Consider the following 18097-nt stretch of genomic DNA (forward strand, 5'->3'; position numbering starts at 1 on the left):
CCGGTCGCGGCGAGGCCCGGGCGACGGTTCAGCAGGGCGGCACCGACCCGCCCCACACCACCGAGATGTACGCGTGGCTGACGAACTGGCCGGCGGCCAGGCGATTCCAGCGGCTTGTGGTGCGGTACGGCCCGGCGATCGTCTGCCCGGTCACATGGCACTGGATCGGCACGTTGGCGTGCTGGGCGGCCAGTCCGCGCGTCGGGTAGCCGGTGCCGGGGCCGGTGCGCACGTTGAGCGGGCCGTCGCCGACCACGCCCCGCGGGCCGCTACCCGTCCACAGGTAGGCCACGTCGACCCAGGCGTTCGTGGTCAGTCGCAGGCCGTCCCAGAACGTCCCGTCGGCGAGGTCGACGCCGGCCGGGTTCAGCACCACCCGGCCGAACTGGTCCCGCCCGCCGTTGTGGCCGGTCTGGTATGCGGCCTGCGCCTGCGGCCGGCCCCGGGGCAGATCCTTCCAGTTCTCCCGTACCGAGCTGGGATTCCAGTAGTCGTCCCGGGTGTTCCACGGGCCGACGTCCCAGACCGGGGCGTACTCGCAGCGGCTGCCGGTGGTGGTACAGACCCGCAGGGTGTAGTCGCCGGTGTTGCGCGGGGAGAGGCCACGGCGTGACGGCAGCGCCACGAAGTGGTCCCGGTTGCGGACGGTGTGCCCGTTCGCGGTCAACTCGCCGACCAGGCCGATCCGGGTCGCGTACACCCGGTAGGTGAGGCCGGGGGTGGCGGCGGCGATGGCGGCGGCGTCGGCGGTGAGCCGGACGGCCCGGACCTCGGTGGTGGCGCCGGCCGTGCTGCCGGTCAGCACCACCCGGGCCTGAACCCGCCGGACCGGCTGGTCGAAGACGGCCCCCGGAACGGCGTCTCGCCACTCGGTCCAGCCGATCGCCCGCCAGCCGCGAACCTGGACGGTGGCGGTGGCGCCGGGTCCGGCGGCGGCGGTGACCTCGGCCCGGACCCGCGTCGCCGGACGGCTGAGGGTGTGCGGCGCGGTCACCAGCATGCCCTCGGCGACGGCGCTACGCCGGGCCGGTACCCGGGGCGGGCGGGCGTCGGCCAGCCGGAGGCCGGCGCGGGTGTGCCGCACGTTGACGTCGTCGGCGTCGACGGCCGACAGGTCGGCGTTCCACCGGTCGGCGGGGGCGGCCGACGCGGCCGTGGGATGCAGGGAGATGGTCAGAACGGTGATCAGGCCGAGAGCCAGGACCCGAGTACGAGGATGATTCACAGCATTCTCCTAAGAACCCCTCGATAATGCCTATATCCGTAGATCGAAGAGAAGCGCGATACAAATAGCGATACACGTGAATTGGCTTCGAATGGAAGAATGACGCGGTGCCCGAAGGCGACACCGTCTGGAACACCGCCCGCGTCCTGGAACGCGCGCTCGCCGGGACCCGACTGACCGGCAGCGACTTCCGGGTGCCCGCGCTGGCCAGCCCGGACTGACCGCCGGGGCGTGGATCTTCCACGGGACCGTCCGGGCAGGTCGGAGCCCGGTGGACGGCCGGCCATCCGACCGCGTCGGAGTGGCGCGGCCGACACGCCGGCAGATCGGCAGATCGGCACGATTGGGCACTTCCTAACCGGCCGGCACGCGTCGCATGCTGCCGTTGAGGGCTCACGGAACGTCAACACCGCGCGTCCGCGCCGCCACGTCGGGGTGGTGGCCGCCGCGCCCCGATCACCGGGAGAGCCATGGCCGTGTTCCGCAGACTCCGGTCGACCTGGCTGGACCGCACCGCCCGCGCCGACCAGCAGCAGGGCGCGCCGTCCGCCGTGCCCACCGCCCGGACCGGCCCGGACCCGGCGTCACCCCTGGCACCGGCGAGCCTGGATCCGGCGGCCACGCCCCACTGCTTCGGCCCGGTGCCGAACCACGCGTACAGCCCACTACCGGTCGTCGACGCCGACGCAGCGGTGCTGACCGGCACGGGGCTGCGGAAGTTCGTCGACCCGCTGCCCGGCCTGGGCACCCTGGGGCGCACCCCGCTCGGCGCCCACCTGCCGGTCGCCGTGCCCGACACCATCACCCACCCCGGCTGCGACTACTACGAGATCGGCCTGCGGGAGTACGCCCAGCGGCTGCACCGCGACCTGCCGGCGACCCGCCTGCGCGGCTACCGGCAACTGAACCTGGGCACCGACGTCGACGGGCACAACACCGTCGCCCCGCCACCCCAACCGTGGCACCTCGGCCCGGTCGTGCTGGCCCGGCGGGGCCGGCCGGTACGGATCAAGTTCATCAACCAACTGCCCGCCGGCCCGGCCGGCGACCTGTTCCTGCCGGTCGACCCGACCGTGCCCGGCGCCGGCCCGGGTCCCCTCGGCGGGCCGGCACCCTATCCGCAGAACCGGGCGGTGCTGCACCTCAGCGGCGCGCTCACCGGCTGGATCAGCGCCGGCACCCCCTGGCAGTGGATCACCCCGGCGGGCGAGATCACCCCCTACCCGACCGGCACCGCACTGACCCACGTCCCCGACATGGCGCACCCGGGGCAGGGCGCCACCACGCTCTACTTCCCCAACGACCAGAGCGGACGCCTGCTCTGGTTCCACGACAACACGGTCGGGCTGTCCCGGCTGACCGTCTACTCGGGCCAGATCGCGCTCTACCTGCTCACCGACGAGGCGCAGGAGCGGCTGGTCGCCGACGGGACGCTGCCGGCCGAGCAACTGCCGCTGGTCTTCGAGGACAAGACATTCGTGCCGGACGACGCCCAACTCGCCGCCCAGGACCCGACCTGGGACCGGGACCGCTGGGGCGCCCGGGGTGCCCTCTGGCACCCGCACATCTACCAGCCCCGGCAGAACCCGTACCGGCCGGACGGGATCAACCCGACCGGCCGGTGGGACTACGGCCCGTGGTCGCGTACCGCCTCGGCGGCCGGCCCGGACGCGCCCGCCGCCGCGCTGCCCAACCCGCACCACGATCCGGTCGCCGACCCGGGCGAGCCGCCGGAGGTGCCGGGCGTGCCGCAGCCGAGCGCGGTGCCGGCCGGGTACGGCGACACCGTGCTCGTCAACGGCGTCGCCTACCCGTACCTGGAGGTCGAGCCACGGTTGTACCGCTGGCGCATCCTCAACGCCTGCCCGGACCGCTGGCTGAACCTCCAGCTGTACCGGGCGGCCTCGGACGCCCCGATGTGGACGCCGGAAGGCCGGCTGGCCGCCGGTGACGCCGGCGAGGTGCCGATGGTCGACGCCGTCCGCGCGCCGGGCCGGCCGGCGGACTGGCCGACCGACGGCCGGCCCGGTGGCGTGCCGGACCCGTCGGCGGCCGGACCCGAGATGATCCGGATCGGCAACGAGTGCGGCCTGCTGCCGGCGCCCGTGGTGGTCCCGAACCAGCCGATCGGCTTCCGCTTCGACCGGCGCGACCCCACCGTGCTCAACGTCGACGGCCACGCACTGCTGTTGGCCCCCGGCGAGCGGGCCGACGTGCTTGTCGACTTCGCCACCGTCACCCCCGGCAGCACGCTGATCCTCTACAACGACTGTCCCGTCCCGCTGCCCTGCTTCGACCCCCGGTACGACCACCACACGGGCGGGCCGGACCGTACCGCGGAGGGTGGCGCACCGCCGACCGTTCCCGGGTACGGTCCGAACACCCGCACCCTGGTGCAGCTGCGGGTGGCCGGCACCCCGGCCGAACCGTACGACCTCGACCGGCTGCGGGCGCGGCTGCCCGGCGCGTACGCGACCAGCCAGCGCCCCCCGATCGTCCCGCAGCCGGCCTACGACCCCTGCTTCGGCACCGGCACCGCCGGACCGACCCGGGTGCCGGTCCATGCCACCGCCGTGGAGTTCACCCCCGCCGGTGCCACGGAACCGGTGTGCCTGCCGCTGGCGGTCAAGGCCGTGCGGCAGGTCTTCGAGCCCGACCACGGCCGGCTCACCGGCCGCCTCGGCGTGGGTCACCCGCACACCGGGCCGCTCGGCGAGGCCACCCTGCCGCTCGGCCCCGCCGACCCGGCGACCGAGGTGCTGCAGGTCTGCGACCCGGCCGTGACGGTCGGCGCGGCCGGCGACGGCACCCAGCTCTGGCGGGTACGCGGCACCGGCCGACAGAGCCATCCGGTGCGCTTCGACGGGCTCGACGTGCAGGTCATCGGCCGGGTCGGCGGCGACGGCACGATCCGGCCACCGCACCCCGGCGAGCTCGGCTGGAAGCAGGTCGTCCGGGTGGACCCGGGTGAGGACGTGCTGCTCGCGCTGCGACCGGAGGCACCGGTCCTCCCGTTCAAGATCGGTGACAGCGTGCGACTGCTCGACCCGACCCGCCCGGCGGGCGCGCGGATCGGATCGACACAGCTCAGCCCGGTCGACGGTCGACCGGCAACCGTGGTCAACCAGCTGGTCAACCTGGGCTGGGAGTACGCCTGGTCGAGCGCGGCGGCCGGCCACCGCGACCAGGGCATGTACCGCCCGCTGGTGGTCCGCGTCTCGCCCCGGGCGCCGACCGGGCTGACCGCCGCTCCCGCGCCCGGCTCGGCGACCGCCCTACCCGCGATCACCCTCACCTGGACCGGCAACGGCAGCCGCCCACCGGCCACCAGCCACCTGCTGCAACGGGCCACCGACGCGACGTTCACCAACGGGCTGACCACGCTCACCGTGGCCGCCACGGCCACCCGCTACACCGACGCCACGGTCACCCCCGGGGTCACCTACCACTACCGGATCCGGGCGGAGAACGCGGTCAGCTGCTCGACCTGGTCCAACTGCGTCCCCGCGGCGGTGCAGCTCACCGCACCGACCCGGCTGGCCGCGTCGATCCCGCCCGCCGCGCCGCTGCGGGTCGCGCTGCGCTGGGCCAACCACTCCTTCGCCACCGGCATCGACGTGCAGCGGGCCACCAACCCGACCTTCACCAGCGGACCGGGCACCACCGCGATCAGCGTCGGCGACAACCACCTGGACCCGGCGGTCGCGCCGGACACCACGTACTACTACCGGGTACGCACCAGCTATCTCGGCGCCGCCTCACCCTGGTCGACGGTGGCGACGGTGACCACCCCACCCGCCCCGGGCACGCCGACCTCGGTCAGCGTCGCCACCAGCGCACCCGCCCCGGACAGCGCGACCGTGGTGCTGGGCTGGGCGGCCAGCACCCCCACCGGCCAGGGTGCCGGCTTCACCGTGGAACGAGCCCTGGATCCGGCGTTCACCCGGGAACCGGCGACCTTCACGGTCACCGGGCGGGGCTTCACCAACACCGGCCTGGCCCGAGGCGTCACCTACCACTACCGGGTCCGCTCGTTCAACGTGGTCGGCGCCTCGCCGTTCACCGGACCGATCCCGGTCACCACCCCGGAGTGACTCCGGCGAACATGGGAAGTTGCCTTACCAGCCACTTCCGGGCCGGCGTCGCGCCCGGGCCGGTCAGCGGCTCTCGCCGTCACCGGTCGCGCGCGGCGGGGCGCCTTGCGGTGTCCCGCGCAACCACAGCCACACCCCGACCAGCCCGCATGCCGCGCCGCCGACGGCGATCGCCGACTCGGCCAGGCCGGAAAGGTCGTCCAGGAACGGGAAGGTGCGGGAGACGACCAACGCCAGGAACGCGATCAGCAGCAGAAGAACGGCAAGCACCCGCTGTCGAGTCATGGATGCAATTGGATCATAGGGGTCAAGTCCAGTGTGGTGGGTGGGGCGGTTCGGCTACGGCCCGTCATCGGCGCCTTCGGATCGGCCCTGGCTCCCCTTCCGCTCGTCGGCGCCGAGCGTCACCACACCCTGCAACACGAGCGCGCCGGCGACGAGGGCGACGCCCAACGCGGTGGAGAACGTCGCCACGAGCCCCGTGGCGAGAAAGGCGAGGCCGTAGCCTTCGCTGCCGCTCACCAGGAGATCGTTGAGCGAGACCAGCGCGTCGGCCAGCAGCGTCCTGGCTATGACTGCAACGACGAGCAGCGCGACACCCAGGTTGAACATTCCGTGAGGTGTGACTCTTCGCGGCATTCGCGATCCCCTTCCGTCAGGGAGCAGCCGCGGGCCGGCCCACGGCGCGTAGCTCGGCCAGCGCGGAGGCGAAGCCGTGCAGCAGATCAGTCGCCTCCGTCAGGCGGGACGCCGCCGGGTGCTCGGTTTCGGGACGGTACTCCTCGGCCAGGTATCCCGCGGCGGCCACCACCAACCGCTCGTACGCGGCCACCCCCGCCTCCAGCTGCCCGGTGAGCGCCCGATGCGCCTCGACCAGCGGTGCCCGGGCGTCGGCCGGTGCGAGCCGTACCGCCCGCTCGACGCTGACCACCCGGTGGGCCAACTCCCGCAGCGACCGCTCGGCCACGGACGCCTCGGCGACGGCCGGCTCGGCGAGGCCGGTCAGCCGACCCGTCATCGAGGTCATGGTCGACGCGGCCCGGTCCAACCGTTCCCACGGCTGGGCGACGCTGGTGCCGCGCAGGGCGGTGCGGATGCGTACCCGGCGTACCTCGGCCAGCACGCCGGCGCCCACGGGGAGGCGTTCGACGGCGGCCACCAGGCGGGCCCGGTTACGGGCGGCGACCTGGGCCGGGTCGGGTGGAGGCGGGGCGGGTCGCGCGGCCAGCACGCGCAGGTCGGCCCAGCGCCACCCGGCCAGCGCGGTGGCGGCACCCGCGGCGGCGGCCCAGGCCGCGTCGGCGAGCCCGATGCCGGCGTACGGGGTCAGCACGATCGTCGCACCGCCGAGCCCACCGGCCAGGACGCTCCACCGGCGGGCGGAGCCGCGCAGCTTGCCCAGCCGCCTGAAGTACCGGGTGCGCTCGTCTGCCACCGCTGCCTCCTCGACCCTGCGCTCAGCCGGCGGCCGTGGTGTCGCCGGTGCCGCGTTCGCGGCTCATGCTGGCCCTGATCTCGTCGAGCCGGGCCACACCCGGTTCGCCGGTCTGCGCGGCCGGCTGGTCGGCCTCGCGTTCGGCGCCGGAACCCGCGCCGAGTTGCTCGCCGGCCATGCTGGCCCGGATCTGGTCCAGCCGGGCCGACCCGGCCGTGTCCAGGGTCGCCTTCTGGATCTCCAGCATCCGGCCCTCGGTCGAGTTGCCGGCGAGTTCCGCCCGGCCCATCGCGTTGGCGTAGCGGCGTTCGATGCGGTCGCGGACCTCGTCGAGAGTGGGAGTGCCGCCGGGGGCGGTGAGTGCCGACATGGACTCCAGCGAGGCGGCCACGCTCTCCTGCATCTTGGCCTGCTCCAACTGGCTGAGCAGCTTGGCGCGCTCGGCGAGCTTCTGCTGGAGGATCATCGAGTTGTTCTCCACCGCCCGGCGGGCCTGCCCGGCGGCGCCGAGTGCCTGATCGTGCAGGGTCTTCAGATCCTCCGCGGACTGCTCGGCGGAGACCAGCTGGGTCGCCAGGGCCTGCGCGGACTGCTCGTAGCGCCCGGCCTCGGCCTCGTCGCCCTTGGCGCGGGCCTGGTCGGCGAGGACCAGCGCCTGGCGGGCGTTGGCCTGCAATCGCTCGACGTCGGACATCTGCCGGGACAGCTTCATCTCCAGCTGGCGCTGGTTGCCGATCACCGCGGCGGCCTGCTGGACGAGCGCCTGGTGCTGCCGGTGCGCCTCGTCGATGGCCTGCTGGAGCTGCACCTTCGGGTCGGCGTGCTCGTCGATCCGGGCACCGAAGAGCGCCATCAGGTACTTCCACCCCTTGACGAACGGGTTCGCCATCTTCGCGGTATCCCCTCAATCAGGTCGCTGCACCTGCCCCACCCCGGGTGGCCGAACTCAGCCACCGGCGATGGTGGAACCATCGTCCCAGCCGGGCGCCAGTGCGGCATCCGTACCGCCGAGAGGGGGACGTCCGCGATCAACCCTACGCGGTGGCAGCCACCGCGACCATCGACCGCCAGGCTCAGGCGGCGCAGACCACGTCGCGGTCGGTGCGGTCGGTGGCGGACCGGACCCGGGCGCTGCGCAGGGTGGCCTTGAGCGGAGAGTCCTGCCGCACGGAGACGGCGACGGAACCGTCGGAGGTGACCTGACGCACCCCCCGGCCGGTGGTCTTGTGCACTGCGGCGGCGACCGGCGTCGAATCGGCCGGCTCGCCCTGCACCGGCACCAGCACGCCCGGCAGCTGCTCGGCGAGCGCGACGGTGTCGCTGACCTCGCGCAGCAGCTCGGACAGGCGGGCACCCAGCGCGTCACAGATCGCGGCGAGCAACTCGCTGGAGGGCTCCTTCTGGCCGCGTTCGATCTCGGACAGGTAACCGAGGCTGACGTTCGCGGCGGAAGACACCTCACGCAGCGTGCGGTGCTGCCCCTGCCGGCGCGCCCTCAGTGCGTCACCGATCACCCGGCGTAGCAGGACCATCGCACCTCCCCTGCGGGACCCAAGTTCGTCCGGCCGTCCGGTCCGGCGGTGGCACCGGCTCCGGCCGTCGGAGCTTTCCCGCAACCGTACCCGTTGCACGCCGCCACGACATCCCGCCCCGCCACGACATCTCGCCGCACCGCTGGCCGCGCCGCCGGTCAGTGACGCCTCGGCTGCCGCTGTCCCGGCGTTTCGCCCAGCTGGACTGTCAACCATCGGAAGCGACCGGGCTCTCCGGGGCCTGGATGCGGTCGGCGAGCAGGCGCAGCGCCTCGGTCACGGCGGCACCGCGGATACGGTCACGCCCGCCGGTCAGGTCGAGCTGCCGCACCTCCCTGCCGTCCGGGCCGGCGACCGCGACGAAGACCAGCCCGACCGGCTTGCCGTCCTGGGGTTCCGGGCCGGCCACCCCGGTGGTGGCCAGGCCCCAGTCGGCACCGCAGCGGCGCCGGCCACCCTCGGCGAGTGCCGCCGCCACGTCGCAGTCGACCGGGCCACGTTCGGCCAGCAGCTGCGCCGGTACGCCGGCCAACTGCTCCTTCAGCTCGGTGGCGTAGACCACCAGCCCGCCCCGGAAGACCGCGCTGGCTCCGGCGATCTCCACGATCGTGGCGGCCAGCAGCCCGCCGGTCAGCGACTCGACGGTGGCGACCGTCTCCCGCCGCTCGATGAGGCGGTGCACCACCCCGGCCGCCGCGCTGCCCATCGAACCCTCGGCCTCTCGCACGCCCATGAACTGCATCCTTCCCGGCTCGCGAGTGATCCACCCGCCGCAACAGGAATCGGGGTGACCGCGGTCTCAGCGGCGGGCCCGGCGCAGCCGCAGCGCCTGCGCGACGTAGTCGAAGCCGGTGGCGAGGGTGACCACCACCGCCGCAGCCATGATCCAGGGGCCGACCGCGGCGGACTCGGCCGGCATCGGCCACAGGTACCAGGTGATGGCCAGTATCTGGAGCGCCGTCTTGGCCTTCCCGCCCCGGCTCGCGGCGATCACGCCACGCCGGATCACCCAGAACCGCAGGGCCGTGATGCCCAGCTCACGCGCCAGGATCACCACCGTCACCCACCAGGGCAGCCGGTCGTACCAGGAGAGCAGCAGCATGGCGGCGCCGGTGAGCGCCTTGTCGGCGATCGGGTCGGCCACCTTGCCGACCGCGGTGACGAGCCCGAACCGGCGGGCGATCCAGCCGTCGACCAGATCCGTCGCCGAGGCCACCGCGAAGATCACGCAGGCGGCGATCTGCCAACCCGCGTGGGTCATGTCCGAGACGACCACGGCGACGGCGAAGACCGGCACGAGCACCAGCCGCAGCGCGGTCAGGCCGTTGGCGGCGTTGACCACGGGCACCCGGGTCACCATCGGCACCGGGGTCGACTCCGTCGCCCCGGTCATCTGCCCGTTCCCCTCGGGTGGTTCACCCGGCACCGCACCTCGTGGTTCCTCCGCCTCGTCCCGGCCCGCCGTCACCGCGCCGCGCCGGGCGCGGCCGAGATCATCTCATCCGGCACCGCGACCAGGTCCACACCCTCGGTGCCGGTCACCGTGGCCCGGACCAGGTCACCCGGGCGCAGCGCGGCCAGGTCGACCCCACCGGCGTCCGGAGCGACAAGCGTGGTCGACCCGTCCACCTCCGGCGCCTGGTGCGCCGCCCGCCCCTCGACGACACCGCCGTCGACCGAGTCGACCAGCACCTCCACCGTCGAGCCGAGCCGGTCCTCGGCGCGCTGCGAACACAGCTCGTCGGCGAGCGCGCTCAGCTTGTCGTACCGGCGTTTGATCGTGGCCGCGGAAACCTTGCCCGGCAGTCCGGCGGCCTCCGTGCCGTCCTCGTCGCTGTAGTCGAAGACCCCGATCGCGTCGAGCCGGGCATCGGTGAGGAAACGGACCAGTTCGTCGACGTCGCCCCGGGTCTCGCCGGGGAAGCCGACGATGAAGTTGCTCCGCGCCCCGGCTTCCGGCGCCATCGCCCGGGCGGTGGCTAGCAGCTCCAGGAAACGATCGGTGGAGCCGAAACGACGCATCCGGCGCAGCACCGGCTCGCTGGAGTGCTGGAACGACAGGTCGAAGTAGGCCGCCACGCCCGGCGTGCTGGCGATCGCCTCGACCAGGCCCGGCCGGGTCTCGGCCGGCTGGAGGTAGCTGGCCCGGACCCGGACGATGCCGTCGACGGCGGCGAGCTGCGGCAGCAGCTTCTCCAGCGCGCGCGGGTCGCCCAGGTCCTTGCCGTACGAGGTCGAGTTCTCGCTGACCAGGACCAACTCCCGGACGCCGCTCTTGGCCAGCCACTCGGCCTCGGCCAGCAGCTCGTCGGGGGTGCGGGAGACGAAGGCGCCCCGGAAGGCGGGGATGGCGCAGAACGCGCACCGCCGGTCGCACCCGCTGGCCAGCTTCAACGAGGCCACCGGGCCGCTGTCCAGCCGGCGGCGCAGCACCGTACGCAGGTGCGCGGGGGTGTGCTCGTCGACGTCGGTGCCACGGCCGTGCCCGGGCAGCGACACGGTGCTGTCCCGGCGGGCGACCGGGGTCAGCGGCAACAGCTCGCGCCGGTCCCGCGGGGTGTGCGCGGCGACCTCGCGGCCGGCGACGACCGCGTCCAGCCGGGCGGAGATGTCCGGGTAGTCGTCGAAGCTGAGCACCGCCCGGGCCTCGGGAAGGCTGTCGGCCAGCTCCCGGCCGTACCGCTCGGCCATGCAGCCGGCGGCGACCACCTTCGCGCCGGTGTCGGCGGCGGCCAGCAGCGTCTGGATGGAGTCCTGCTTGGCCTTCTCCACGAAGCCGCAGGTATTGACGACCACCACGTCGGCGCCCTCGCCGTCGGTCGTCACCTGCCAGCCGTCGGCGTGCAGGCGGGCGGCCAGCTCCTCCGAGTCGACCTCGTTGCGGGCGCAGCCCAGGGTCAGCAGGGCGACTCGACGCGCCGAGCCGGAGTTCTCGGAAGGGGAGGTGGCAGACACCATCCGAGGGTACCGGGCGGCGGTGCCCGGCCCGGCAACGGCGGTGCGGCGGTCGCACCGGCGCCCGCGCACGACCGGGCCGGCCGGGTCAGACCACCGGGGTGAGGATGCGGACCAGGCGGTCGAGCAGGAACACCTCGGTACCGGCCAGGCCGACCGAGCAGAAGACCGAGATCTGGTCCGCGCCGGTGCGGCCCGGTGCCGCCCCGGCCAGCACCGCGCCCAGGTCGCGCAGCCGGGACGCGTACGGAGGCTGGGCGGCGAGCATCGGCGGCGCGTACGACATCGCCTGCGCCACCGAGTCGCTGGCCAGTACGGCGGCGGCGTCCAGCAGGTCGGTGGCGAACTCCGACCGGTCGCGCTGCTTGAAGCCGACCGCGTTGACGTGGCTGCCGGGGCTCAGGTCGGCGGCGGTCAGCACCGGCGTCGGGCTGGTGGTGGCCAGCACCACCACGTCCCGATCGCGTACGGCCGCGCGGGCGGTGCCCACCGCGCGGGCCGGGATGCCGAGTTCGGCCCGGACCCGGCCGGCGAACGCCTCCCGGCGTGCGGCGGAGCGGCTGTGCACGGTGACCTCGCGCAGCCGTCGCACGGCGGCGGCGGCCCAGACCTGGGTCCAGGCCTGGCCGCCGGAGCCGATCACGCCGAGGGTGGCCGCGTCCGGGCGGGCCAACGCGTCCACCGCGACGCCGCCCAGCGCGCCGGTACGCCGGGAACCCAGTTCCTCCCCCACGGCCACCGCCCGCACCGCGCCGGTGCGTCCGTCGTGCAGCACCACCACCTGCTCGGTCTCGGGGTGCCCGAACGTGTCGTACGCCCGGTACCCGTACCACTGCCCCACCAGGTGCCCGGCGGTGAGGACCATCCGGCCCCCACCCAGCGGCGCGGCGGCGCGGGGTGGTGCCACCAACCGCCCGTCGTGGGCGGCCAGCAGGGCCTGACGCATCGCGTCGACCGAGGTCGGTGCGTCCAGCGCGGCGGCGACCTCCGGGTCGGAGATGAGCACGGTCACGGGTCCATGGTGCAGGCTGAAGCAAGCTTCAAGTCCACCGCGGGTGATCCGTCTCACCCGAACAACCGACTCGTCCCGGCCCCGGTGGCCGGGCCCGCCGAGAGGTGACCCGATGGCCTGGATCGCGCTGGTGCTCTCCGGACTGCTCGAAACGGCGTGGGCGATCGCCCTGGACCGCTCCGCCGGCTTCACCCGGCCCCTCCCCTCGGTGATCTTCGCGATCACGCTAGTGCTGAGCATGGCCGGCCTGGCGTACGCACTGCGGGAGATCCCGGTCGGCACCGGGTACGCCGTGTGGGTCGGCATCGGCGCCACCGGCACCGCGGCGGTGGGAATGCTCGTGCTGGGCGAATCCACCAGCCTGCCCCGGATCGGATGTCTGCTGCTGGTCGTCGCCGGCGTGGTCGGCCTCAAAATCTTCCACTGACCGTTCCCGCCGCCCGCGTGGCGAGCGTCCGTAGTGGGTAGAGACGGACGGCAGACGCAGACTCACCCTCCGGAGGAAGACATGGCCACCAGCACCGTCCGCTCGACCAGCGCCGCCCGCATCTGCACCATCGTGGGCTTCGTGTTCGCGGTCCTCGCGCTGCTGCTCAACCCGATCCTCTTCGGAGTCATCGGTCTGGTCCTCGGCGTCGTCGGCGCGATGCTCGGCGACAAGCCGCTGGGCTGGTACGCCGCCGCGGCCAACGTGGCCGCCATGCTGCTGAACATGTTGCTCCTCAGCGCGCTCTGACCTCTGCTCTCTTGACCACTCGACCGGGCCCGCCACCTGCTGTGGCGGGCCCGCGCAGTTGGGTAGACGTGCCGGCGCAGCGAGGCGAACCACGGACGCTGACTGTCCGCACAAGGAACTCTGGGTGACACCGCCGACCCAGCGCCCCTTCCCCCACTCCAACCTTTGCTCTGCTTCAACCCACGCAAGCGCCTCTGAACTGCGGTGATGCGACGACGCCGAGCCGACCCACAGAGATCAGCCAACACTTGGAGTAACCAGTGCGTGGGTTGAAGCAGAGCAAAGGAGACGGCGGGGGAATGGCGGGCAGGCGGAAGCATCACCCAGTGCGACGGCAGGTAGGGCCGGCGGGGGTCAGCCGTGGTCGGCGGTCAGTCACCGCCGCCCCGCAGGCCCGCCAGGACCTCTTCCAGCTCGTCCGGCTTGATCAGCACGTCGCGGGCCTTGGAGCCCTCGGAGGGGCCGACCACGCCCCGGGTCTCCATCAGGTCCATCAGCCGGCCGGCCTTCGCGAAGCCGACCCGCAGCTTGCGCTGGAGCATCGAGGTCGAGCCGAACTGCGAGGTGACCACCAGCTCCACCGCCTGCATCAGCAGGTCCAGGTCGTCACCGACGTCCTCGTCGATCTTCTTCCGGCTGTCCTGCGCGGGAGCCAGCACGTCCGAGCGGAACTCCGGCTCACGCTGCTCCTTGCAGAACTTCACCACGTCGTTGATCTCGCGCTCGGTGACCCAGGCGCCCTGGATCCGCACCGGCTTCGAGGCGCCCATCGGCAGGAACAGCCCGTCGCCCCGGCCGAGCAGCTTCTCCGCGCCCGGCTGGTCCAGGATGACCCGGGAGTCGGCCAGCGAGGAGGTGGCGAACGCCAGCCGGGACGGCACGTTGGCCTTGATCAGGCCGGTCACCACGTCGACCGAGGGCCGTTGGGTGGCAAGCACCAGGTGGATGCCGGCCGCCCGGGCGAGCTGGGTGATCCGCACGATCGAGTCCTCGACGTCGCGCGGCGCGACCATCATCAGGTCGGCCAACTCGTCCACGATCACCAACAGGTAGGGATAGGGACGCATCTCCCGCTCGCTGCCCGGCGGCGCCTTGATCTCGCCGTTGCGCACCTTGCGGTTGAAGTCGTCGATGTGCCGGACCCCGTTCGCGGCGAGGTCGTCGTAGCGCATGTCCATCTCGCGGACGACCCACTCCAGTGAGTCGGCCGCCTTCTTGGCGTTGGTCACGATCGGGGTGACCAGGTGCGGGATCCCCTCGTAGCCGGTCATCTCGACCCGCTTCGGGTCGATCAGCAGCAGCCGCACCTCGTCCGGGGTGGCCCGCGTGAGAACGGACATGAGGAGAGAGTTCAGGCAGCTGGACTTGCCCGCGCCGGTCGCTCCCGCGATCAGGATGTGCGGCATCTTGGCGAGGTTGGCGACCACGTAGCCGCCCTCGATGTCCTTGCCGAGGGCGACCACCATCGGGTGGTGGTCGCTGGTGGCGGCGCGCGAACGCAGCACGTCGCCGAGCGCCACGTTCTCCGGGTCGGTGTTCGGGATCTCCACGCCCACCGCGCTCTTGCCCGGGATCGGGCTGAGGATCCGGACGTCCGGTGACTTCACCGCGTACGCGATGTTGCGGGACAGCTGGGTGATCCGCTCGACCTTCACCCCGTGCCCCAACTCGACCTCGTAGCGAGTCACCGTCGGCCCCCGGGTGAAGCCGGTCACCGCCGCGTCGACGTCGAACTGGTCGAAGACGCCGGTCAGTGCGGCGATCACCTCGTCGTTGGCCTTGCTGCGGGTCTTCGCGGCGGCCCCGCTGCCGAGCATGTTCGCCGGCGGCAGGGTGTAGTCGCCGGCCAGGCCGGTCAGCGCGAGTTGTTCGGCCCGGGTCGGCGCGGGCGAGTGCTCCGGCGGCTCGACCGGTTTGCGGCTGGCCGGCACCCGGGACGGCGACCTGCGGGGCAGGACGATGGTCTCCTGAAGGTCCACGTCGTCCAGGTCGTCGAACCCGTCCGGGTCGACCGGCGGTGCCGCCCGCTTCGCCGGGCGCCGCCGGGCCGGCGGGGTGGACGCCTCCTCCGTCGCCTCCGGTCCGGTCTGCCCGACCATGCTTCCGGCCAGCAGGCCGAGCCGCTCGGGGATCTTGTTGATCGGCGTCGCGGTGACCACCAGCAGCCCGAACACGAGCAGCAGGATCAGCAGCGGCACCGCCACCCAGGCGGTGACCGCGCGCTCCAGCAGGCTGCCCACGCCCGCACCGACCAGCCCGCCGGCGAAATCCCGCTCGCCCGGGCCGGCCGGCTGCTGGCCGATGTGCAGCAACGCGGCGGTCGCCACCAGCATGGAGCCCCAGCCGACCAGCCCCCGTCCGCGGTGTTCCGGATCGCCGGGCTGGCGCATCAGCCGCCAGGCGCCGATGCCCAGCAACACCGGCACCACGATGGAGATGGCGCCGAGGAAGAGCCGGACCGTGTCGGCGAGCCGGGCACCCACCGGCCCGGCCGCCGAGAACCAGATCGCACCCGCACCCAGCAGGGCGAGACCCATCAGCAACAACCCGCCACCGTCACGGCGGTGCTCCGGGTCGAGGTCGCGGGCCGAGGCGGCCTGCCGGCCGGCGGCGCGCACCGCCCAGCCGACGCCGTGGGCCAGGCCCATCCACAGTGCCCGGACCGCCCGGCCGACGTACGCGGCGGGGCCCGGTCCCTCGCCGAGGTGCGGCGCCGTGCCGGCGCGCGGGTCTTCCTGGCCGGCTGGCGGGCACGACCGTTCGTGCCGCCACGCGGCGACGCGCCGCGCCGCCGACTCGCCTGAGGGGTACGGCCCGCCATAGCATCACCGTAGCGGCGGGCCGGGCGATCGGCCGGTCTTCCAGGTCGCTCCGCGTGTCGCAGCGTGGTCCCCGACCCCTGCCGTGATATTCGCCTGGCGAAGGAGTGTCCAATGGGTTCGCCGGAGTTCGAGGACCGTCCGGACGACCCGCTGGCCGGGCACCCGGCGACGCTGCGGCCCCTGACCCACGATCTCGTCGCCGCGGTGCTGGCCCACCGGGGCCACGCCGTGACCACCGACGCGGCGGGTGGGCTGGTCGGCCGGTGGGCGCAGAGCCACATCTGGTTCCTGCGCACCGGCGACGCCGGGGAGCTGCTCCAGGTCCGCATCGTCGCGGACCGTGTCTTCGCGGTGCCGGAGGTGGCCTCGCTGCACGACTTCTGCAACGCCTGGAACCGCGACCGCTTCTGGCCGAAGGCGTTCGTCCACCTCGACGACGCCGGGCACGCCCAGGTCTGCGGCGAGGTCATCACCGACCTGGAGCGGGGCGTCACGCCACACCAGCTGGACCGGCTGCTCGACCGGGGCATCTCGACCGGCTGCCGGCTGGCCGCCGAGGTGGACGGGCTCGTGGGGACGGCGCAGCGGTGAGCGCCGGCAGCGGTCGCGGTCGCGCCCGCCCCGCCGGCGCGGCGGCTGGCCGGGTGCGGCCCGACCGGCCGCCGGCCGGCGCCCTGGCCGGCGCCCTGGCCGACGCGCGGGACCTGCCGGACGGCGAGGCGCGCGTCACCGAGCTGGAACGGATCGGCACCCTCGCCGCCGCGACCGGGGATCGGCGGACCGCGCTCCAGGCGTGGTCCGAGCTGGTCGAGACCCACCTGCGCGGCGGCCAGCGGTGGCGGCTCGTCGAGCCCGTCCGGCGCTGCCTCGCCACGGCAGGGCCCGACGACGAGACGCTGCGCCGTTACCGCCGGTACGCCGTCGAGGCGCTGCTCGGCACCCCCCGCATCGGCCTCGACCAGGCTCGGACCGTGCTCGAAGGACCCGTCGAACGAGTCGGGACGGGCGACGACGACGCGGCGCTCGTGGCCCAGCTGCGCTGCCGGATCGCCGATCAGACCGGCGACGAACCCACTGCCCGGCGCTGGCTGCGACGATGGCAGGACAGCCCACCCGACCCCGCCGCCGGATGCCCCGACTGCCTGCCCGTACGCCAGGCCGAGCTGCTCGCCGGCTGGGGTGACTGGACCGCGGCGCTCGACACCCTCGGTCCCCTGCTCGACGGTGCGGGCCGCTGCAGCGCCCAGCCCGAGGCCGCGCTGACCGCGGCACTGCTGCCCTGGTTGCGAGCCGGGGAAGCGGACCGGGCGGCCCGGGCACACCTGCGGGCGTACCGCCGGCACCGGGTGGAGCCCGACGGCTTCGCTCGCCTCGCCACGCACCTGCGCTTCTGCGCGCTCGCCGGGCACCTCGAACGCGGGCTGGAGATCGTCGTCGAGCAGTTGCCCCGGCTGGACCAGCCACCCGAGGACCTGTCCGTCATGGAGTTCGCTGCGGCGGGAGCGCTGGTCTGCGCGCTGGTGGCCGGCGCATCCGGCGATCGGGCGGTGCGCCGGCCGGCCTACCGTGGGCGTCCCGCGGCGGAGATCCCGGTGGCACGGCTCGGCAGCGAGTTGCTCGCCGTCGCCACCGGTCTGGCCGGCAGCTTCGACGCCCGCAACGGCACCGGCCACCAGACCGGCCGGATGGCCGCCTGGCTGGCCGAGCGCCCGCTGGCGCCGCCGGTGCCGCTGCCCGGCGACGAGGGGCCCGAGCCGGACGGCGACCCGTGGGACGGCTCGGGGCCGGACGACGGGGCCGACGGACCGCGGGCGGACGAGGTCGGCGTCCTGACCGTGGCAATGATCACAGCCGCCCTCGACCGGCGCGGCGACGGCTACACGCTCGACGCGGCCGGCACGGTGCTGGCGCGCTGGGGCGACGCGGTGATCCAGTTCCGGCGGGCCGGGGAACACCACGACATCCTGCACGCGCGGGTGGTCGCCGGGCGCCGGCTACCGGCCGCCCGGCGCGCCGAGGCGTACGAGTTCTGCAACGGGTGGAACCGCGACCGGCTGCTACCCAAGGCGTACCTGCACGATCCGGGCGACGGTGAGCTGGTGCTGGCCGGCGAGGTGACCACCGACCTGGCGTACGGGGTGGCGCCGGTCCAGGTGACGGTGCTGGTGGACGCGGCGGTACGCACCGGCATCGCGTACGCGGAGGCGGTCGCCGCTCTCCCCTGATGTCAGCGCCGGCTGCTCAGCGCGCGTGCTCCGACCCGGCCCGCGTGGGTACGCCTGCCGG

The 18097-nt window shown here is 73.9% G+C and carries 15 protein-coding genes and 2 pseudogenes; 6 read left to right on the top strand and 11 right to left on the bottom strand.

Annotated elements, in window-relative coordinates:
- Positions 1–28: 28 nt before the first annotated feature.
- Positions 29–1225, bottom strand: coding sequence for a hypothetical protein (locus tag KIF24_RS21810; protein WP_221085609.1), 1197 nt, complete (start codon positions 1223–1225; stop codon positions 29–31).
- A 107-nt stretch (positions 1226–1332) separates the two neighbouring features.
- On the opposite strand from KIF24_RS21810, the pseudogene KIF24_RS21815 reads away from it, so the two are divergent.
- Positions 1333–1437: pseudogene (locus KIF24_RS21815) on the top strand (Fpg/Nei family DNA glycosylase); the annotation flags it as partial.
- Positions 1438–1695: 258 nt separating this feature from the next.
- Entirely contained in the window at positions 1696–5319 is a 3624-nt protein-coding gene (locus KIF24_RS21820; RefSeq protein WP_221085610.1) for a hypothetical protein, read from the top strand.
- 63 nt (positions 5320–5382) lie between these two features.
- Here KIF24_RS21820 and KIF24_RS21825 read toward each other — a convergent pair whose 3' ends face one another.
- From KIF24_RS21825 to KIF24_RS21865, 9 genes are all read right to left on the bottom strand, one after another.
- Positions 5383–5604, bottom strand: a complete 222-nt coding sequence (locus KIF24_RS21825) for a hypothetical protein (RefSeq protein WP_221085611.1) — start codon at positions 5602–5604, stop codon at positions 5383–5385.
- A gap of 54 nt (positions 5605–5658) precedes the next feature.
- Positions 5659–5931 carry a hypothetical protein gene (locus tag KIF24_RS21830; RefSeq protein WP_221085612.1) on the bottom strand — a complete coding sequence of 91 codons (273 nt, stop codon included), beginning with the start codon at positions 5929–5931 and terminating at the stop codon, positions 5659–5661.
- 43 nt (positions 5932–5974) lie between these two features.
- Positions 5975–6754 (bottom strand): phage shock envelope stress response protein PspM, encoded by a 780-nt coding sequence (pspM, locus tag KIF24_RS21835; protein WP_221085613.1) that lies wholly within the window; start codon positions 6752–6754, stop codon positions 5975–5977.
- A 22-nt stretch (positions 6755–6776) separates the two neighbouring features.
- Complete coding sequence (locus KIF24_RS21840; protein WP_221085614.1) at positions 6777–7643, bottom strand: PspA/IM30 family protein; 867 nt, start codon at positions 7641–7643, stop codon at positions 6777–6779.
- Positions 7644–7827: 184 nt separating this feature from the next.
- A complete protein-coding gene (locus tag KIF24_RS21845) occupies positions 7828–8286 on the bottom strand; it encodes a helix-turn-helix domain-containing protein (protein ID WP_221085615.1) in 459 nt (152 codons plus the stop codon).
- A 208-nt stretch (positions 8287–8494) separates the two neighbouring features.
- Positions 8495–9019, bottom strand: coding sequence for a CinA family protein (locus KIF24_RS21850; protein WP_230415833.1), 525 nt, complete (start codon positions 9017–9019; stop codon positions 8495–8497).
- A 66-nt stretch (positions 9020–9085) separates the two neighbouring features.
- On the bottom strand, positions 9086–9679 hold the full coding sequence (pgsA, locus tag KIF24_RS21855; RefSeq protein ID WP_221085616.1) for a CDP-diacylglycerol--glycerol-3-phosphate 3-phosphatidyltransferase: 594 nt from the start codon (positions 9677–9679) through the stop codon (positions 9086–9088).
- Between the two features lie 71 nt (positions 9680–9750).
- A complete protein-coding gene (rimO, locus tag KIF24_RS21860; RefSeq protein ID WP_221085617.1) occupies positions 9751–11244 on the bottom strand; it encodes a 30S ribosomal protein S12 methylthiotransferase RimO in 1494 nt (497 codons plus the stop codon).
- Between the two features lie 85 nt (positions 11245–11329).
- Entirely contained in the window at positions 11330–12253 is a 924-nt protein-coding gene (locus tag KIF24_RS21865) for an ornithine cyclodeaminase family protein (protein WP_221085618.1), read from the bottom strand.
- A gap of 112 nt (positions 12254–12365) precedes the next feature.
- Here KIF24_RS21865 and KIF24_RS21870 point away from each other — a divergent pair, with 112 nt between their 5' ends.
- A complete protein-coding gene (locus tag KIF24_RS21870; protein WP_221085619.1) occupies positions 12366–12680 on the top strand; it encodes a DMT family transporter in 315 nt (104 codons plus the stop codon).
- 81 nt (positions 12681–12761) lie between these two features.
- On the top strand, positions 12762–12989 hold the full coding sequence (locus tag KIF24_RS21875; protein ID WP_221085620.1) for a hypothetical protein: 228 nt from the start codon (positions 12762–12764) through the stop codon (positions 12987–12989).
- 371 nt (positions 12990–13360) lie between these two features.
- Here the strand turns inward: KIF24_RS21875 and KIF24_RS21880 are convergent.
- Positions 13361–15810: pseudogene (locus tag KIF24_RS21880) on the bottom strand (DNA translocase FtsK).
- Positions 15811–15922: 112 nt separating this feature from the next.
- On the opposite strand from KIF24_RS21880, the gene KIF24_RS21890 reads away from it, so the two are divergent.
- Both KIF24_RS21890 and KIF24_RS21895 read left to right on the top strand, forming a co-directional pair.
- The gene (locus KIF24_RS21890; RefSeq protein WP_221085623.1) at positions 15923–16402 is read left to right on the top strand and encodes a type III secretion system chaperone family protein; all 480 of its coding nucleotides are present in this window, start codon (positions 15923–15925) and stop codon (positions 16400–16402) included.
- Positions 16399–18036, top strand: a complete 1638-nt coding sequence (locus tag KIF24_RS21895; RefSeq protein WP_221085624.1) for a YbjN domain-containing protein — start codon at positions 16399–16401, stop codon at positions 18034–18036. Before KIF24_RS21890 ends, KIF24_RS21895 begins: the two co-directional genes overlap by 4 nt.
- Positions 18037–18097 lie beyond the last annotated feature (61 nt).

This window comes from Micromonospora tarapacensis, assembly GCF_019697375.1.
GTDB classification, from domain to species: domain Bacteria; phylum Actinomycetota; class Actinomycetes; order Mycobacteriales; family Micromonosporaceae; genus Micromonospora; species Micromonospora tarapacensis.

Excerpts from the sequence above, each read along its gene's own strand:
- KIF24_RS21870 (WP_221085619.1), top strand. The coding sequence starts at position 12,366 with ATGGCCTGGATCGCGCTGGTGCTCTCCGGACTGCTCGAAACGGCGTGG.
- KIF24_RS21850 (WP_230415833.1), bottom strand. The coding sequence starts at position 9,019 with ATGGGCGTGCGAGAGGCCGAGGGTTCGATGGGCAGCGCGGCGGCCGGG.
- KIF24_RS21845 (WP_221085615.1), bottom strand. The coding sequence starts at position 8,286 with ATGGTCCTGCTACGCCGGGTGATCGGTGACGCACTGAGGGCGCGCCGG.
- pgsA (WP_221085616.1), bottom strand. The coding sequence starts at position 9,679 with ATGACCGGGGCGACGGAGTCGACCCCGGTGCCGATGGTGACCCGGGTG.
- KIF24_RS21820 (WP_221085610.1), top strand. The coding sequence starts at position 1,696 with ATGGCCGTGTTCCGCAGACTCCGGTCGACCTGGCTGGACCGCACCGCC.
- KIF24_RS21840 (WP_221085614.1), bottom strand. The coding sequence starts at position 7,643 with ATGGCGAACCCGTTCGTCAAGGGGTGGAAGTACCTGATGGCGCTCTTC.
- KIF24_RS21830 (WP_221085612.1), bottom strand. The coding sequence starts at position 5,931 with ATGTTCAACCTGGGTGTCGCGCTGCTCGTCGTTGCAGTCATAGCCAGG.
- KIF24_RS21825 (WP_221085611.1), bottom strand. The coding sequence starts at position 5,604 with ATGACTCGACAGCGGGTGCTTGCCGTTCTTCTGCTGCTGATCGCGTTC.
- KIF24_RS21875 (WP_221085620.1), top strand. The coding sequence starts at position 12,762 with ATGGCCACCAGCACCGTCCGCTCGACCAGCGCCGCCCGCATCTGCACC.
- rimO (WP_221085617.1), bottom strand. The coding sequence starts at position 11,244 with ATGGTGTCTGCCACCTCCCCTTCCGAGAACTCCGGCTCGGCGCGTCGA.
- KIF24_RS21890 (WP_221085623.1), top strand. The coding sequence starts at position 15,923 with ATGGGTTCGCCGGAGTTCGAGGACCGTCCGGACGACCCGCTGGCCGGG.